Source organism: Halalkalibacter sp. HAAS-P014, assembly GCF_056619965.1.
This window is the reverse complement of record NZ_JBWQTV010000024.1, coordinates 14,040-30,952: the sequence shown is the minus strand read 5'-3', so window position 1 is coordinate 30,952 and position 16,913 is coordinate 14,040. Positions and strand designations below refer to the sequence as shown.

The window sequence follows — 16,913 nt, the reverse complement described above, 5'->3', positions numbered from 1 at the left end:
GGTCTGACCCCCTCTCTCTTATTTTCCTGTTTCGCCGAACGTTTTGATGCGTTCGCCAATTTCATCGCGTACACGTTGGAAGAACGCCCACTTTTCTTCATCAGTTCCTTCTGCTTTAGCAGGGTCATCAAACCCCCAATGAACGCGCTCTTTATTAGGTGGTGTTGCTGGACAAACATCATTGGCATGCCCACAAAGTGTTACAACTAGGTCCGCTTTTTTCAAAATCTCAGGATCAATCGTATCTGACGTTTGACCTGAAATATCAACACCCACTTCTGCCATTGCTTTTACCGCATTTGGATTCACACCGTGTGCTTCAATTCCAGCTGAGTAAACATCATATTTATCGCCTAAGTATTTTTTGCCCCATCCTTCAGCCATTTGGCTACGGCAAGAGTTTCCTGTGCAAAGAAAATAGATAATCGGTTTTGTTTGTGTCATATTGCTAGTCTCCTTACATAATTATATTAATTAGTTTCAAGCTTTGCCGGAAACCAATGTCTCGTATTATTCGCAATTCTTACTAGGAATAACATAAGTGGCACTTCAACTAAAATCCCTACAACCGTTGCTAATGCTGCCCCGGAATGAAGGCCGAATAGACCAATTGCTACTGCTACTGCTAATTCAAAGAAATTACTCGTACCAATCATTGCTGCAGGTGCTGCAACACTGTGACCTACTCTCCAGTACTTTGCCCAAAAGTAAGCAATGGCAAAGACAAAAATTGTTTGGATCGTTAATGGAACGGCAATTAACACAATGTGCAGAGGATTACTCATAATCACATCGCCTTGGAATGAAAACAAAATAATAAGTGTTAACAAAAGACCAACGATTGTAAATTTCCCAATTGTTTTTAGGTAAACATTTTCAAACCATTCTTTCCCCTTCTTTTTGATAATCAAAACGCGAGATACATATCCAGCAATTAAAGGGATTAAAACATAAAGCACAATTGAAAGAAACACCGTATCAAACGGTACATTTACATTTCCTACCCTTAATAAGAGCATTACAATAGGAGCATATAAAACTAATAAAATTAAGTTATTAATTGCCACTTGAACAAGTGTGTATCCAGCATCCCCTCTTGTTAAATAACTCCAGACAAAGACCATCGCTGTACAAGGTGCAGCTCCTAATAAAACAGCACCAGCAATATATTCGGTTGCTAAATCAGCAGGGATAATCCCTCCAAAAATCACTTTTAAAAACAACCATGCAAAAAAGAACATTGTAAAAGGCTTAATTAACCAGTTGACGACAATCGTGATCACTAATCCTTTTGGTTTCTTCCCTGCATTCACAATTGAACTAAAATCAACTTGAGCCATCATCGGATAGATCATCAACCAAATTAAAATAGCTACCGGAATCGAAACCTGGGCATATTCAAAACGTGATAATGTCTCTGGAATAGCAGGTAAGAATTGACCAATTGCAACCCCGATCACAATACAAATGATCACCCAAATCGTTAAATACCGTTCAAAAAAACCTATGCCTTTTCCACTGTCATTGCTCATACTCTCCAACTCCTTCCCTTGTTCTTTTTTTAATCACAGCTTACACGCAAGCCACGCTTCTCTAATTCAATAAGCTTACTTTTTTGTTCAGGTAGAAAGGTAAGTAGCGTTTGAACCATTGGGAAAACTTCATGATCAGTATTAAGTCGATAAAATATCCACTGACCTTTTCTTTGTTCTTCAACAAGACCAACATCGCGTAACTTACGTAAATGCTGACTAACAGCAGGTTGACTCATTTGAAACAGTTCAACAAATTCACACACACAACACTCATCCTCAGATAACATCGCTATCATTGCTAAACGCGTCTTATCACCTAAAAGCTTTAACACTTTTGCAGCTGTATCAACTTCTACCTTTGCATGGACATCTTTCAAAAGATCATCTCCCTTCTGCTCAAATAAAGTATATAACTATATGCTTATATATACAATTAATTAAATGTAAAGAAAAAGTAAAGGATAGACGCAGAATGTAAATTCCACAACTACCCTTTAGATTCTTTCATTACTTATTTACATACTCATCAAAAAACAGTTGAAATTCTCCATTTGACACAGCTCCTTCAACACGAGCGACTTCAGATCCATTCTCATAATGTACCACAGTCGGTGTCGATTGGAGGTTGTACTGATCCCATCCTTGTTCAAATTCTAACAAGTTGTATTGCACGAGGTCTATTTCATTCTCTTCTGCTAAAGGTACGAGCCTTGGGGTAGCTTCCCGACAAAATTGACATGTAGAGCTATAAAAGTATACGGTCACAGTTTCGTCATTTGAAAGCTTTTCTTCTAATTCATCAGGTAAGATTACATTCTGATAATTAGGATCATCCATTAAACCAATTGTCGCAGGGTCTAACCGTTCTTTACCAAACGGATTTCCTGCTGCTTGTTGTGTTTGCTGCATGTTCGATACAATCGCAAGAGCAATAAATATTACCAGGACTACACTACCAAAAATCACTACTTTCTTCATGAAGCTTGTTCCTCCTTTGTTGCTTTCAATATCATCAGACTGCAAATAAAAATAATCGTAAACGCTACTAAAGCTAAAAATGGTATCGTAATAAAACCGAACCAATTAATATATTGTCCCGTACATGGTATCCGGCCACAGGCAGGCGCATTTTGGGCGAAAAAAGCAAGCTTCTGCATAGCATAATGATAGCTTGATAGACAGAGCCCAATAAAAGAGAAGATTGCTGAATAAAGAGCAGCTGTTGCATCTTTTTTTATGATACCAATTAAAAGGATAATGACGAGTGGATACATGAGAATGCGCTGATACCAACATAATGTACATGGTTCAAACAATCTAATTTGAGAAAAGTACAAAGATCCAAGTGTAGCGATTAACGATGTTAACCAAGCTACAACACTAAGGTTCTCAATTCGTTTGTTCATCGTTTATCCTCGCTTCTAATAGATTCAATTCCAGATTCATTATACAGATAGTTACAATACTTTACTAGTAATAAACATTGGCAATGAAAGTTTTGTACTTCTATCTTAAAAAACAAAAAACATCACTTTCTACTTCAAAAGTGATGTTAATTTATAGATTAGTTTCTAAACCTGAAGAAGCTAGCTTGATCTCGCCTGGGAATTGTTCTGCCACTTCTTTAATCAATAGTTGATGATCTCCAAAATGAGGTAGATGAGTCAAAATCAGCTGTTTTGGTTGTGCTAACTTTGCCAATCTACCTACGTCTTCACTTGTCATATGACCATACTGCGCTATTTGATCTCCTTTATATCCAGTACACTCTGCGAGTAGGAGGTCTGCTCCTTTAGCGAATTCAGCAAGCCCAGGGAAAAAGCTTGAATCCGCTGTGTATACAAGCGTTTTGCCTTTGCTTACCACTTTCACCGCATAACACGGGACTGGGTGATCTGTTTTAAAAAAAGTAAAAGTGAACGGGCCTGCTTGAACTGGATACTGGTCACTATATGCTTGTGCCTTAACTAAGTCTTTATACTTTAACTTCGAAAAAGCAAATTCATCCTCACGGTGACCATAAACCGTTACATCTTTCATGCTTGTACCCATACCTTTATGAATAATTCGCGAATATTGAAAAGGTCCGATATCGGCTTGGTGGTCTTGGTGATAATGCGATAAAACAATCGCATCTAAATCAGTAAGTTGACAATAGTTCTGCAGTGAGGAAAGTACACCACTTCCACAATCAAGTAACACTTTGCTCTCGCCTTCTTCTATCAAATATCCTGACGTTGCTTCTCCTTTTTCAGGATAACCATGCCAATAACCAACAACCGTTAGTTTCAATTAACTCACTCCCTAATTCGTTTGCTGATTGGTCGTTTCTTCTATCCGTTCTCTTTCTGTAATCAATGCAATTTCCGTCATTAGTTTCTTCTGTTCATTTTCTTTTTGAGCATCTGAAACACACTTTTGCAATTGCTTAATAGTTTCTTGTTCTTTTTCGCTAGTCACATCTAACACCTTCCCCATTTGAATCGAGAACCACCATAAAAAACTAGTGGCTAGTCGCCCTCTACTCTTTATTTATACACACTTTGACGATAATTAAACCTTATACTTTGCACAAGAACCATCAATCATAATAACGTTTCTACACAACAAAAAAAGTTCTCTTGCAACTAGAGTGCTACAAAAGAACTTTTTTCAACAATTATGCAGGATATACGCTCACTTGCTTGCGATCACGACCAACACGCTCGTATTTCACAACGCCGTCTACTTTCGCAAATAGTGTATCGTCTCCACCTTTACCTACGTTCACACCAGGATATACGCGTGTTCCGCGTTGGCGTACTAGGATAGAACCACCTGTTACAGCTTGACCGTCAGCACGCTTAGCGCCTAAACGCTTAGATTCTGAGTCACGTCCGTTCTTTGTACTACCTACCCCTTTTTTCGATGCGAAAAATTGAAGGTTCATTTTTAACATGGAATTCACCTCCCGAATGTTTCGTTAACTTGAATATTACGGCTGTATTCTTCAGCAATCGACTGAAGGGATACAAGCATCCCTTCAAGTAGAAGCTGGACTTTCTCAAATGTCACTTCATCCAATTCGTTTGGAACATGACAGCGGAGAAAGCCACCATCGTCTTCCATTTCAACATCAAGCTCTACTTCACAAAGTGCAGCAATTGCATTGACGGATCCAAAAGAGACGGCTGAAGCTCCAGCACAAACGATATCATGACCATGCGGACCAGCGTCAGCATGTCCACTCATCGTAAAAGAGACAATGTTACGTTCGTCGTTCCGTGTAATCTCAACCGTAATCATAACACTTATGCGTTAATCTTTTCGATTACCACTTTTGTGTAAGGTTGACGATGACCTTGCTTACGACGGTAGTTTTTCTTAGCTTTCATTTTCCAAACGATGATTTTCTTTGCACGACCTTGCTTTTCAACTTTAGCCGTTACAGTTGCGCCCTCAACGTATGGAGCACCAACTTTCACCTCATCGCCACCTACAAATAAAACGTTATCGAAGCTAACTGTTTCACCAGCTTCTGCGTCTAATTTTTCGATGTAAACTTCTTGGCCTTCTTGAACTTTAACTTGTTTACCACCAGTTTCAATAATTGCGTACATACTTGCACCTCCTCATATACTCAGACTCGCCATCCCAGGTAGGCAAAAAGCCTTTAAAAACCTGCTCTGTGCGGTTATAGTTGTTTGGGTGCGACCAAATAACTAACAAGCGCTATTGTAGCATATTTCTTCAAAATATGTCAACGGATTTATTTTGTTTTTAGACGCTCCAACTGTGCTGTTGCCTCAACAATATCACCAATATATCGGATCGCAAAAAACTCTTCTTTTGTCTTTCGGTTAGGGTAAGCGAAGATTCGAAATCCGAGCGCTTCCTCTAATCGTTTTAAGTGTTCACCTTTTTGACCAAACAGAACAGTGGATACAGAAGCCGGAAGTTCTAACACAACTGCTTCATCTGACATTCCCCTGTACTCCCATAACTGTCTTTCAATTTTGAATGCTTGTGCCTCATCAGAGAGCACAACTCCTTTGCCACTACAAGTGGGACAAGGCTTTGACAAACTTGCTTGAAGGTTTTGCCGAACTTTTTTTCGAGTCATTTCAAGCAAACCGAGTCCTGTAAACCCAAGTACATTGGTTTTCGTCCGATCTTGTTTCAATGCTTTCTCAAAGACGGCTTGTACATGTTCACGGTCTTCTGCTCGCTTCATATCAATAAAGTCAATTACTATGATACCGGATATATCACGAAGACGAAGCTGCCTTGCAATTTCTTTTGCCGCCTCTCGATTTGTTTTTAACACCGTGTCTTGTAAATTTGTTTTTCCAGTGAATTTCCCAGTATTAACATCAATGACTGTTAACGCTTCGGTCTGATCAATCATTAAATACGCGCCATTTTTCAGCCAAATCTGTCTGCGTAATCCTCGTTCAAAATCCTTTTCAATGCCATAAGCTGAAAAAATATTCTCTTTTTCACGATAAAGCGTAACTGCTTGATGCAAAGCAGGAAATGGCTCAAGCAACTCTTTCAACAGTATATATTCATCAATATGATCAACGACAATTTCATCGATCGTGGAAAAAGAGAAATCGCGCACGATACGTTCAATCAACCCAGAGTCTTGATGAATTAACGCAGGCGCTTTCTTGTCTTTTCCGTCTTTCCAAAGCTCTTTCCATAATTTGCGTAAAAATCGAAGCTCTTGAGTAACTGCCTCGAAATCTTTCCCTTCACAAGATGTACGGATAATGAGACCTTCATTTCCTTCTGTAACGTTATCCCCAAACGTTCTCCAGCGCTCCCTTTCTCTTTCATTTGAGAACCGGCGCGACACGCCCACATAATCTCCTTCAGGCATATAAACAAGAAATTGACCTGGAAACGACACCACTCCAGTCAGACGAGGTCCTTTTGAGCCAAAGCCTTCTTTCGTGACTTGAACCAACAACTCTTCTCCTTGTTTCACAAACTCAGAAATACTCCGCTCTTTCTTCTTCTCTTCATCCTCATTTGATAAGTGAAACGATAGTAAATCATCTCGGTAAAGAAAGCCGTTTTTCTCACGACCAATATCAATAAAGGCAGCTTGCATTCCTGGTAACACATTTACGACTCGCCCTCTATATACATTACTAACGATACGATTTTCAAGCGTACGTTCAACCATTAATTCAACTACTTGACCATCTTCTACAACAGCCGCTCTTCTTTCTCTCGTTGCCATATTAAAATAAATTTTCTTCAATGGAAAAGCCCCTTTTAAGATTGTACAACTCTTAATTCATCTTTATCCCATTGTAACAGTTTCACGATTAAAAGTCGTGAAACCACATATAGTGGGCACGACTTTTCAATCATTTTTTATTATTTGAGAACAATGTTGACAACGGTATGTGAGGCCTATTATCTTGAAAGAGTCGGTGGATCAACTCTTTTTCACTAATCATATGGTGTTCTCCCGTTTTCAATTGAAACACCTTAAATAAATGAGACCGACCTCTTTTTATTTTCTTCATCGCTTCACGCATTGAAATCGTATCTCGTACAGCTAATACTGCTTTTTTTCTATCTTTTGTTTCACTGGATCTCCTAGACATGAGAAAACGCATAAACCGATAATGCCGTTGCTTCCATTCTAAATAATTTGCAATCATTAAAAACGAGATTATCACCCATAAATTTAAATGATAAGGAAACAAAATGGCACTTACACCAATCATAACAAGTAAAACCAAACAAGACATCCAACGCGAATACGCTAATGCATGTACATAAGGAAAAAAGTACGTAAATCCTAACTGGACAAGTCGTCCTCCATCGAGAGGTAAGACCGGAATTAAATTAAATAATAGAATCATTACATTATGCCAAACAAACAGATGATGATCCGTGCTAGTCCAGAACGGAAACTGGACTAAAAAATAAGATAACAGGATCATCCATAAATGTTGAAACGGTCCAGCAATAATCACGATAAATTCCTCATGAAAAGGACGATTGCCCATATCTTCAACTTCAGCAACGCCCCCAAATGGTAATAGCTCAATTTTATTTATTCGCCATTTAAAGAAATGGGCTGCAATCGCATGTCCCATCTCATGAATAAAAACAATACTAAAGATCATCAATACTTCCCGAAAGTAACCTGTCAAGACCCCGACTCCAAGAACAAACCAAAATAAAGGATTTACTTTAATTTTTGCGAAAAGTTCTTTCATGTTACTCAAATGAAATAACTTCACTAGGGTTAATGTATTGGTCGTCGTCTTTTAGGGCAAAGTAAAAAATTCCTTTCTGGGCTTGTTCATTAGTTGATACGCTACCGATTTTATACCCTGCTTGAATATGGTCATACAAATTCACATCAACCTGATCTAACATCCCATAAACAGCCTCCGTTCCATCATAGTGTTTGACAGTCACTGTTTTTCCGATGTCTCGACCTTCCTCATCAGCGCCTACTTTGATTACTTGCCCACCTTTAACCGCCTCGATTTCAGCGTTCATTCCTGTTTCAATTAAAATGCCCCTACCGTCTTGATCAAAATCTTGACTTATCGTTCCAGAAGCTGGTACGGCGTAAACCATTTCAACTTGTTCATTCGGATCTCCTTGTGCAACATCTTGATTCATAGGTACAAGAGCAAGTGGGCGGCCAAACTGCTCTTCATACCAATTGGCAATCGAAGCGAACTGAATCTCCTGTTCATAGGATTGCTTTACAAACTGCCTTACTCCCTCAGCCTGTGGGACACTAGATTGAAACAGAATAGCAGTCATTAAGAAAATACAGACAGCAAGCATCAATCGAAATAGAAATAAATCACCTTTGTTAGTTTTTTCCTTCGGCTCTTTCTCTGTAGATGGAGGCATATAAAAATCTGGCTCTTCCCTCGCATCCTCATGACGATTAAGCAACATCGGTACCGAACGCTCACGCTGTTTCACATTATGATTTATTTGACGCCTTCTATTTTCAAGCTTTCTCCTAACCTTATTAAGATTTTTGGACATACGCTCCCCCATCCTTTTACGTACTAGATTTACTTAACTATATGACTTGTCCGCCTCTCTTATGACATAATAGAGCTAGAAGGAAAAGGTTGGGTTTCACCTTTTCCTTCTAGCTCTATGCAATGCGCGTAACCGCTGCTTTCTTTAAGCTTTGAATGAGCGAGCTTCTCATTCAAAGCGCGCAGCGTGTGGAGCCATTGCCTTCCTTGAGTTGCTTTCGATTCTTACTCAGAAGGTTGGGTTTCACCTTTTCCTTCTAGCTCTATTAACGTTTACTGGTAAAAAATATTATTTTTGAGAGGAGACAAAAAATTGGAGAAACGGAAACTTGGACTCTCTGATCTTTATGTAAGCGAAATCGGGCTTGGGTGCATGAGCCTCGGTACCGATCAAAGTAATGCAAAACATATTATAGAAACAGCACTTGACATGGGCATCAACTACCTAGATACTGCTGACCTATATGACCAAGGTTTAAATGAAGAGTTAGTTGGTGAGATCATTAAGGAAAAAAGAAAAGATCTCGTGGTAGCGACTAAAGTTGGAAATCGCTTTGAACAAGGAGTTGAAGGATGGACTTGGGACCCTTCCAAAAAACATATTGTCTCAGCTATTAAAGACAGTCTAAAAAGGCTCCAAACTGATTACATCGATTTATACCAACTACACGGGGGAACGATTGAAGATAATATTGATGAGACGATCGATGCGTTTGAAGAGTTACAGAAAGAAGGGCTGATTCGCTATTATGGAATTTCTTCAATTCGACCAAATGTTATTCGTGAATATGTAGAACGTTCTTCAATTGTAAGTATTATGATGCAATATAACTTACTTGACCGCCGTCCTGAGGAATTATTTCCATTTTTAGAGAAGAACAAAATCAGCGTAGTCGCAAGGGGACCTGTTGCCAAAGGAATTCTAACGAATCGCCCACTTTCTAACATGTCTGACTCGATAAAACAAAAAGGCTACCTCAATTACTCTTATGATGACATTGTCTCATTACGTTCTGCGATGAAGGATGAACTCCTGCACGAAAGACCACTACAAACTGTCGCACTCAACTATTGCCTTTCATCACCTATCGTCGCCTCTGTCGTTGCTGGTGCAAGCAGCGCTGAACAAGTCAAAGCAAATACCCATGCGATTTTTAAAGGAAATCAACTATCAACAGAAGAGTTTCAATGGCTACAAAAGCACACAAAACAAACATTCTATACTCAGCACAGATAAAACGGGGGTCAGACACCTCTTTAACACACTAAAGCGACAGGTGCAAAAGAAGGCTGTTTGAGCATAGGTCTCAAACAGCCTTTTTCTTAGACTCTGACTTTATCCATCAGGATTTCTTTCATAACCGATCCTAATTCAGGGAGAATAATTCTTTCCATCGCTAATTTAATTGCTCCTGTCGGTCGAGGCATTGAAAAGATCGCCTTCCCATCACGTACACCTGCAATTGCACGACTCAAAATCGCAGCTGTACCGATCTCTTCTTTAAAGCTTAAATGGCGAAACAACTCTCCAAACCCTGGCATTTCTTTATCAAGACTATCTCTAACAGCTTCGTGTGTCGTATCATGTAAAGCAATTCCCGTTCCACCTGTAATTAAAATGGTATCAACGTCTGCTCGAATGGCTGCAATTTTAATCCAATGTTGAATCAAGCTGTATTCTGCATTAATAATTTGATATTCTGAAACACAGTGACCTTTTTCTTCTAACATTGATCTGATCAATGCACCACTTTCATCATCCTCATATGAACATGAATCAGTAACCGTAAGTACCATACAACGGATGCTCTTTGTAGTTTCTTCCAAATGTTCTTCCATCATTGTCATTAATTTGGCCTCCTATTTTTTAAAAACCACATTCTTGAGAACTATCATAACACAGCCCCTTTGCCTCTGTTACCTAAGTTTGTCAAATAATTACTACGGTGCCAAGAAAGTGACGGATAAGAAGCGTTTATCCTCTCACCCCCTCTAATGCTACCTACTAACAAAAAATCAACTATAATGACGAAATATGAATATTTAATATTAATGCTATTCAAAAAATAGGTGCACAAATTTCAATCATATAAAGCAGATTTGTTCTCATACAAACAAAAAAACAAGGGCCATAGGCCACTTGCTTTTTATTATCTAACACTAAAAATCTTTTTAATTCTTGCAAACATACCACGTTGTTCGTCAAGTGACATAAGTGGTACCGTTTCACCAAGAATTCTTCTTGCAATATTTCGGTATGCAATCGAAGCTTTACTCGTTGTATGTAGAGCTATTGGCTCACCTTTATTCGAATGTGTAATAACATCATCATCATCTACAACGATTCCTAGGAGGTCTATCGCTAAAATTGAAGCTATTTCATCAACATCTAGCATATCTCCATTTTTCATCATATGACCTCGAATGCGATTCACGATTAATTTTGGAGATTCCACGCTCTCCTGTTCAAGAAGCCCAATAATCCTGTCAGCATCACGAACAGCAGACACTTCCGGAGTCGTAACCACAATTGCACGGTCAGCTCCTGCAACAGCATTTTTAAACCCTTGTTCAATACCAGCAGGACAGTCAATGAGAATATAATCGTATTCCTGTTTTAACTCATCAACAATCTTCTTCATTTGCTCTGGTTCAATAGCCGTTTTATCTTTCGTTTGTGCAGCAGGCAGTAAGTATAAGCAATCAAAGCGTTTATCTTTAATCAGTGCTTGTTTAAGCTTACAACGACCTTCTATCACATCAACGAGGTCATATATAATCCGATTTTCAAGACCCATGACAACATCAAGATTGCGGAGTCCGATGTCTGTATCCACTAAGCAAACTTTCTTCCCCGAAAGCGCAAGGGCTGTGCCAATATTAGCAGACGTTGTTGTTTTCCCAACGCCACCCTTTCCACTTGTAATGACGATTGCCTCTCCCACGTTGATGACCCCTTTCTCAATTCAGTGTATAATTGCGTATGCATAAAGATGATTACAACGGTCCACTCAGTAGCAGCCTTCTCATAAAAACTTAAAAAGACTAGCAAATCTAAATAGCCATTAGACAAGTACTTGTGTCTGATTTTTGGCAAGCTCTGGATGAGTTTGACCTAGTTGTTGAACTCTACCTATTTGAATCATTTTTTGATCATCTAAAAAAGCACTTGCCATCATATGCTCATTGGATTGTTCTCTATCAAATTGTTTGATCTCATTAGCAATTCTTAACTGAGAGGGTGCTAAAAGCGATGCCGAGATAACAGCTCTTTCATTTCCCTCAAATCCTGCATGAGCAATTCCTCTAAGAGCCCCCATAACGTAAATATTTCCATTTGCAATAAGAGTTCCTCCTGGATTAACATCCCCAATGAGCAATACGTCACCATTTACTCTCAGTACTTGTCCCGAACGCACAATCCTCATTAACGTTACCGTTTGCGACTCCTGACGCAATTTCTCTGATTCTTCTTTTGATAGAACACGAGATTCAAACTGTTCGACAGCTAAATTTCGGCCTTTTGTAATAATATGCTTTAGCTCCTCTTGCTGGTGTTCCTGAAGAAATCGGTAACCGATATCAACTTTCACCTGAACACTAGGACCTTCGGCTTGTTGATAATGCTTAGATGATAGTTTCTCCACTAACTCTTCTAATAAGTTTTCATAGGAACAACTATCATCCAATAAGAAAATAAGTCCTTCTTTCGTACCTTTTATCGTAACATATTGCTTCTTCTGAACCATTGTTGTGTTCACCTCAGCCTCACTCACCTTCGTTGCTCGTCACCAAGTCACTACCCGAGTAAAACGAGAAAACAGTGATGATACGTTAATTCAACAAACAACCTTTAAAACCCTTCTTCATTTGAAGAAGATGTAGAAAATTCACCGTATTTTATGTCGTATTATTACTTTTCACGGAATTTCGCTTGCTTTTCAACATGGGCAAAAAGTCTTTTAACAGGATAATAAATCACAATAGCAAAAGCTAAGTTTATTAGTAAGCTAGGAAGAAAGCGCTCCTGAAAAAAAACAACTGATTCCATGTCAGCTAGTCCAATTAACCTATACAAACCAAACTGATAATATTCAAATAACGAAACAGCGAGCAGGACTAAAAAAAGTTGGAACAAAAATGAATCCTGTACTCGCTTGTATGTATAAGCAAAAGCATACCCTATGAGACCAAATCCAAACATGTACACACCAAGCAATTGCGTATAGACAATATCGTAGATCAGACCAAAGATAATTCCATACATAATTGAACTATAGCGACCAAAATGAATCCCAATAAATACGATCATAACCACAATAAATCGTGCAACGATTGTGACTTCAATATCATGATGGGAAGGAGTAATAATTTGAAACAGAGTACCTTCTATAACCAACAAAATAAAGACAAGTGCAGGAATATAGAAACGACTCACGATTGTTCCTCCTCTAACAGATCCGGATCTAATGACGTACTCGTTCTTTCAATAATGTAAACATAGTCTAAGGCATAGAAATCAGCTGTTGGCTCAATATATGCATTTTGCGTTAGTCCATACTCGTCAGGTTCAACCCGAACGATTTCACCAATTAATAGTCCACTTGGATAAATGCCACCTTTGCCAGATGTCATTACCATTACGCCTTCCTCTATTTCTGCCTCAATGTCGATCTTACGCATAATTAACATTCCCGATTCAGCATCATAGCCTTCGATAAATCCGTACTCAGGCTGATCAATCGAGATCATCGCCGAGACCCGATTCGTACGGTCATTATCTGATAATAATTGAATTCTAGAGGAAAACTCACTCACTTGCTTTACTTTTCCAATTAACCCTCCATTTGAATCAATCACACCCATATTGGGCTCAATTCCATCATCAGAACCTTTATTTAAACCAATGTATTCTGTCCAACGATCTGGACTACGGTGAATGACAACAGCAGACCTCATTAGATAATCGTTTAGACTTTCTTCGAGTTCAAGCATGTCTTTTAATGTATTGTTCTCATTTCGTAACAAATTTCGCTCAACAGAAATTTGTGCGTACTCTTCTAGTCGCGATTTCAACAGTTTATTTTCTTCATAAATATGGCGGATGTCTTGGACATTTTCAAAGAAACCCGCTACAGCATACGCGGGTTTCGTAAAAATAGTCTGCACCCATCCAACAGCATCTCTCACCACTTGCTCTGGTCCTGTAATCTGTTCTCGATCTGTTCTCGAATAACCAATCAAGGCAACCAATATGATAATGCTGACCAGAAGAATAATTAATTTTTTGTTTGAAAAGAAGGATGGCATGCCAGACACCTACTTACAATTTTCTATCTGAGCGCGACGTTATACCCGCTTTTGAACGAAATAAGTGTAAATTTTCAAGTGCTCGACCTGTACCAATCGCTACGCAATCTAATGGATTTTCTGCAACAAGTACTGGCATATTCGTTTCATCACTTAACACTCGATCAAGGTTTCTTAACAGTGCGCCTCCACCTGTTAAGACGATACCCCGGTCCATAATATCCGCTGCAAGCTCAGGAGGTGATTGCTCCAACGTATTTTTCACAGATTCAATAATGGTAGTTACTGTATCGGCGAGAGCACCTGAAATCTCTTCAGCTGACACTGAAATTGTCTTCGGTAATCCTGTCAACAAGTCACGCCCACGGATATCCATATCATCGACACCTTCAGGGGCACCAGCAGAACCAATTTCGAGCTTAAGTGCTTCTGCTGTTCTCTCACCTATCATCAAATTGTAGTTTTTCTTAATGTATTGAATAATTGAATCATCCATTTCATCACCAGCAACTCGAATCGATTGGCTTGTAACAATCCCTCCTAATGAGATAATCGCTACTTCTGTCGTTCCACCACCGATATCAACAACCATACTTCCTGTCGGTTCCCATACAGGGAGATCGGCACCTATAGCTGCTGCAAATGGTTCTTCAAGCGTATATGCTTCCTTTGCACCTGCTTGCTTTGTTGCATCTTCAACTGCTCGTTTCTCTACCGCCGTAATTCCAGATGGAACACATACCATAACAGAAGGCTTACGGGTAAAAATTGAACGGTTTTTCAACGCTTGTTGGATAAAATACTTCAGCATCGTTGCAGTCGTATCGAAGTCAGCAATGACCCCATCTTTCATCGGACGAACTGCCACAATATTACCAGGCGTTCGACCAATCATATTTTTTGCGTCATTTCCAACAGCCTCAATTGAACCAGTATCAGTTCGAAGTGCGACAACCGACGGTTCACGGACGACTATTCCTTTGCTCTTCACATAAACAAGCGTGTTTGCTGTTCCTAAATCAATTCCTATATCTTTTGAGAACCCACCAAACATCTATGTATCTCCCTTCATACAAATCCGAAATCATAACCTTCATTATAACGAATAAAACATAAAAAAAATAGCCTTAAGTTCCCCAAGTTTAACAAAAAAGCTACTAAATAAAAACTTTCATGAACATTTCATCACTTTGAAGCAAAACATAAAGAAATTGAGTTACAGTGGCATGGCATGATTCCAATAAAAAAGCAACACCCCTCTTATGTTACCATTCTCTTTTGAAGATCGCTATCGCTTTATTTCCTAATCTTATTTCCACGACTACGATCGAGTTTATTATATGACATACCCTTGTTCCTTAAGACTAACAAATTTTCGATCACCGATAATAATATGGTCAAGAAGCTCAATTCCAAGAACTTTCCCCGATTCCGTTAATCGCTTTGTCACTTCAATATCTTCACGACTTGGGGTCGGATCTCCAGATGGATGATTATGGAGGCAAATAACAGAAGCAGCCGACCTACGAAATGCTTCCTTGTATACTTCACGTGGATGCACGATACTCGCATTTAAGCTGCCAATGAAAATTGTCTTTCTTGAAAGGACTTGATTCTTTGTATTTAAATATAAACAGTCGAAATGCTCTTGTTGAAGGAAGCGCATATCTTCCATCACATAGTTTGATACATCTTCTGGAGAACGAATGACATACCGTTCGTCAGGTTGCATACAATGAATTCGTCTTCCAAGTTCTATTGCAGCTAAAAGTTCAACTGCCTTTGCCTCACCTACCCCATTAACAGTACATAATTCCTCAATTACAGCATCCTTTAACAATAATAAACCATCAAATTTTGCTAAAAGATGATGAGCCACTTGCAAAGCTGATTCTTTTTTCGTTCCACTTCTAAGCAAAATCGCTAGTATTTCTTGATTCGATAAAGTTTTAGGGCCTTCTTGTAACAAGCGTTCACGAGGCCTTTCACGCAATGGAACATCTCGGATAAGAAACGACGAGTGAGACAAAGAGAACACTTCCTTTCTACTGTGTACAAAAAAGGGAGATTTTATAAAAATAAAAAGGTAAAAACCAAGGACGGCTGAAAACCTCAAAGAAGTGCAATGGCTTCTCTCGCTACTCGGCTTCATGAGAAAACCACTCATGAAGCCTTAAGACCATTGTAGCGGCTTCGCTCATTGCTTCGAGTTGATTCCAAAAGGGATAAACCGCCCTTTTGGCTTTTTTGCAATGGCTTCTCTCGCTACTCGGCTTCATGAGAAAACCACTCATGAAGCCTTAAGACCATTGTAGCGGCTTCGCTCATTGCTTCGAGTTGATTCCAAAAGGGATAAACCGCCCTTTTGGAATCAACTCTTATATACTTGGGGTTATGCCGATTTTTTTTAGTTCGCGCATTGTTTTGGCTAGGGGGAGGCCAACGACGGCGAAATAGTCACCTATGATTCGCTTAACTAAATAAGCACCGAACCCTTGTATTCCATATGCTCCCGCTTTATCAAACGGTTCACCACTACGAATATACATGTCAATATCGTCAGTGGATAATGGGTAAAATTCAACTTCAGTTTTCTCATAGAAGGTTGTTGTGCCGCTTGGATGACAAAGGGCTACGCCTGTATACACAGTATGTGTTTGTCCAGATAGACGCTCAAGCATTGCTTTTGCTTCAGTCTTATCTTGAGGCTTTCCAAGGATATCAGAATGAAATACAACGACAGTATCTGAACCTAGAACAATCGCATCTTTATGTTTCGATGATACGTCTTCTGCTTTTTGTTTGGCCAATTGAACTACGACTTCTTCCGGAGATAATCCCTCCTCTACTTTTTCTTGAACTGTACTTGCTTGAATGGAAAATGAATAGTGGGCTTGTTCGAGTAGCTCTTTACGCCTCGGGGAACCTGAGGCTAAAATGAAAGATTTCATGAAGGGGTCACCTCTACAATAGTTTTTTACTTATTGTACAGGTTCATAAGAAAGATTACCAAATCCTCTTTTTTTCCACAACAAGTATGTTAGAAAAT

Annotated in this window: 22 protein-coding genes and 1 other annotated feature; of the genes, 1 reads left to right on the top strand and 21 read right to left on the bottom strand. The window is 39.1% G+C overall.

Annotated features, from left to right (window positions below; genetic code table 11):
• Positions 1-18 precede the first annotated feature (18 nt).
• The 13 genes from arsC to AC1FXZ_RS18620 form a co-directional block, all read right to left on the bottom strand.
• Positions 19-444, bottom strand: a complete 426-nt coding sequence (gene arsC, locus AC1FXZ_RS18680) for an arsenate reductase (thioredoxin) (protein WP_480056477.1) — start codon at positions 442-444, stop codon at positions 19-21.
• Positions 445-470: 26 nt separating this feature from the next.
• Positions 471-1,532, bottom strand: a complete 1,062-nt coding sequence (arsB, locus tag AC1FXZ_RS18675) for an ACR3 family arsenite efflux transporter (protein ID WP_480056476.1) — start codon at positions 1,530-1,532, stop codon at positions 471-473.
• A gap of 29 nt (positions 1,533-1,561) precedes the next feature.
• Positions 1,562-1,912: an ArsR/SmtB family transcription factor gene (locus AC1FXZ_RS18670; protein ID WP_480056474.1), complete on the bottom strand. Its 351-nt coding sequence runs from the start codon at positions 1,910-1,912 to the stop codon at positions 1,562-1,564.
• A gap of 130 nt (positions 1,913-2,042) precedes the next feature.
• Positions 2,043-2,513, bottom strand: a complete 471-nt coding sequence (locus tag AC1FXZ_RS18665) for a thioredoxin family protein (RefSeq protein ID WP_480056472.1) — start codon at positions 2,511-2,513, stop codon at positions 2,043-2,045.
• Positions 2,510-2,941: a disulfide oxidoreductase gene (locus tag AC1FXZ_RS18660; RefSeq protein WP_480056470.1), complete on the bottom strand. Its 432-nt coding sequence runs from the start codon at positions 2,939-2,941 to the stop codon at positions 2,510-2,512. Before AC1FXZ_RS18660 ends, AC1FXZ_RS18665 begins: the two co-directional genes overlap by 4 nt.
• Positions 2,942-3,092: 151 nt before the next feature.
• On the bottom strand, positions 3,093-3,827 hold the full coding sequence (locus AC1FXZ_RS18655; RefSeq protein ID WP_480056468.1) for an MBL fold metallo-hydrolase: 735 nt from the start codon (positions 3,825-3,827) through the stop codon (positions 3,093-3,095).
• Between the two features lie 12 nt (positions 3,828-3,839).
• A complete protein-coding gene (locus AC1FXZ_RS18650) occupies positions 3,840-4,013 on the bottom strand; it encodes a hypothetical protein (protein ID WP_480056466.1) in 174 nt (57 codons plus the stop codon).
• A gap of 181 nt (positions 4,014-4,194) precedes the next feature.
• The gene (gene rpmA, locus AC1FXZ_RS18645; protein WP_480056464.1) at positions 4,195-4,473 is read right to left on the bottom strand and encodes a 50S ribosomal protein L27; all 279 of its coding nucleotides are present in this window, start codon (positions 4,471-4,473) and stop codon (positions 4,195-4,197) included.
• A 5-nt stretch (positions 4,474-4,478) separates the two neighbouring features.
• Positions 4,479-4,820: a ribosomal-processing cysteine protease Prp gene (locus tag AC1FXZ_RS18640; protein ID WP_480056462.1), complete on the bottom strand. Its 342-nt coding sequence runs from the start codon at positions 4,818-4,820 to the stop codon at positions 4,479-4,481.
• Positions 4,821-4,825: 5 nt separating this feature from the next.
• Positions 4,826-5,134: a 50S ribosomal protein L21 gene (gene rplU, locus AC1FXZ_RS18635; protein WP_034626944.1), complete on the bottom strand. Its 309-nt coding sequence runs from the start codon at positions 5,132-5,134 to the stop codon at positions 4,826-4,828.
• A 12-nt stretch (positions 5,135-5,146) separates the two neighbouring features.
• Positions 5,147-5,220, bottom strand: a sequence feature (ribosomal protein L21 leader region).
• A 63-nt stretch (positions 5,221-5,283) separates the two neighbouring features.
• Positions 5,284-6,786, bottom strand: a complete 1,503-nt coding sequence (locus tag AC1FXZ_RS18630; protein ID WP_480056460.1) for an Rne/Rng family ribonuclease — start codon at positions 6,784-6,786, stop codon at positions 5,284-5,286.
• A 109-nt stretch (positions 6,787-6,895) separates the two neighbouring features.
• On the bottom strand, positions 6,896-7,759 hold the full coding sequence (locus AC1FXZ_RS18625; protein ID WP_480056740.1) for a M50 family metallopeptidase: 864 nt from the start codon (positions 7,757-7,759) through the stop codon (positions 6,896-6,898).
• A gap of 1 nt (position 7,760) precedes the next feature.
• Positions 7,761-8,555 carry a peptidoglycan DD-metalloendopeptidase family protein gene (locus AC1FXZ_RS18620; protein ID WP_480056458.1) on the bottom strand — a complete coding sequence of 265 codons (795 nt, stop codon included), beginning with the start codon at positions 8,553-8,555 and terminating at the stop codon, positions 7,761-7,763.
• 312 nt (positions 8,556-8,867) lie between these two features.
• On the opposite strand from AC1FXZ_RS18620, the gene AC1FXZ_RS18615 reads away from it, so the two are divergent.
• Positions 8,868-9,791, top strand: coding sequence for an aldo/keto reductase (locus AC1FXZ_RS18615; protein WP_480056456.1), 924 nt, complete (start codon positions 8,868-8,870; stop codon positions 9,789-9,791).
• Between the two features lie 86 nt (positions 9,792-9,877).
• Here the strand turns inward: AC1FXZ_RS18615 and AC1FXZ_RS18610 are convergent, their stop codons facing one another.
• The 8 genes from AC1FXZ_RS18610 to AC1FXZ_RS18575 form a co-directional block, all read right to left on the bottom strand.
• The gene (locus tag AC1FXZ_RS18610) at positions 9,878-10,402 is read right to left on the bottom strand and encodes a MogA/MoaB family molybdenum cofactor biosynthesis protein (RefSeq protein WP_480056454.1); all 525 of its coding nucleotides are present in this window, start codon (positions 10,400-10,402) and stop codon (positions 9,878-9,880) included.
• A gap of 302 nt (positions 10,403-10,704) precedes the next feature.
• Positions 10,705-11,499, bottom strand: a complete 795-nt coding sequence (gene minD / locus AC1FXZ_RS18605; protein WP_480056452.1) for a septum site-determining protein MinD — start codon at positions 11,497-11,499, stop codon at positions 10,705-10,707.
• A gap of 120 nt (positions 11,500-11,619) precedes the next feature.
• On the bottom strand, positions 11,620-12,303 hold the full coding sequence (gene minC, locus AC1FXZ_RS18600; protein ID WP_480056450.1) for a septum site-determining protein MinC: 684 nt from the start codon (positions 12,301-12,303) through the stop codon (positions 11,620-11,622).
• Positions 12,304-12,467: 164 nt separating this feature from the next.
• The gene (gene mreD, locus AC1FXZ_RS18595; RefSeq protein ID WP_480056448.1) at positions 12,468-12,992 is read right to left on the bottom strand and encodes a rod shape-determining protein MreD; all 525 of its coding nucleotides are present in this window, start codon (positions 12,990-12,992) and stop codon (positions 12,468-12,470) included.
• A complete protein-coding gene (mreC, locus tag AC1FXZ_RS18590; protein WP_480056446.1) occupies positions 12,989-13,864 on the bottom strand; it encodes a rod shape-determining protein MreC in 876 nt (291 codons plus the stop codon). Before mreC ends, mreD begins: the two co-directional genes overlap by 4 nt.
• Positions 13,865-13,877: 13 nt before the next feature.
• Positions 13,878-14,918, bottom strand: a complete 1,041-nt coding sequence (locus AC1FXZ_RS18585) for a rod shape-determining protein (RefSeq protein ID WP_480056444.1) — start codon at positions 14,916-14,918, stop codon at positions 13,878-13,880.
• Positions 14,919-15,200: 282 nt separating this feature from the next.
• On the bottom strand, positions 15,201-15,893 hold the full coding sequence (radC, locus tag AC1FXZ_RS18580; protein ID WP_480056442.1) for a RadC family protein: 693 nt from the start codon (positions 15,891-15,893) through the stop codon (positions 15,201-15,203).
• A gap of 349 nt (positions 15,894-16,242) precedes the next feature.
• Positions 16,243-16,815 carry a Maf family protein gene (locus AC1FXZ_RS18575; protein ID WP_480056440.1) on the bottom strand — a complete coding sequence of 191 codons (573 nt, stop codon included), beginning with the start codon at positions 16,813-16,815 and terminating at the stop codon, positions 16,243-16,245.
• Between the last annotated feature and the right edge of the window lie 98 nt (positions 16,816-16,913).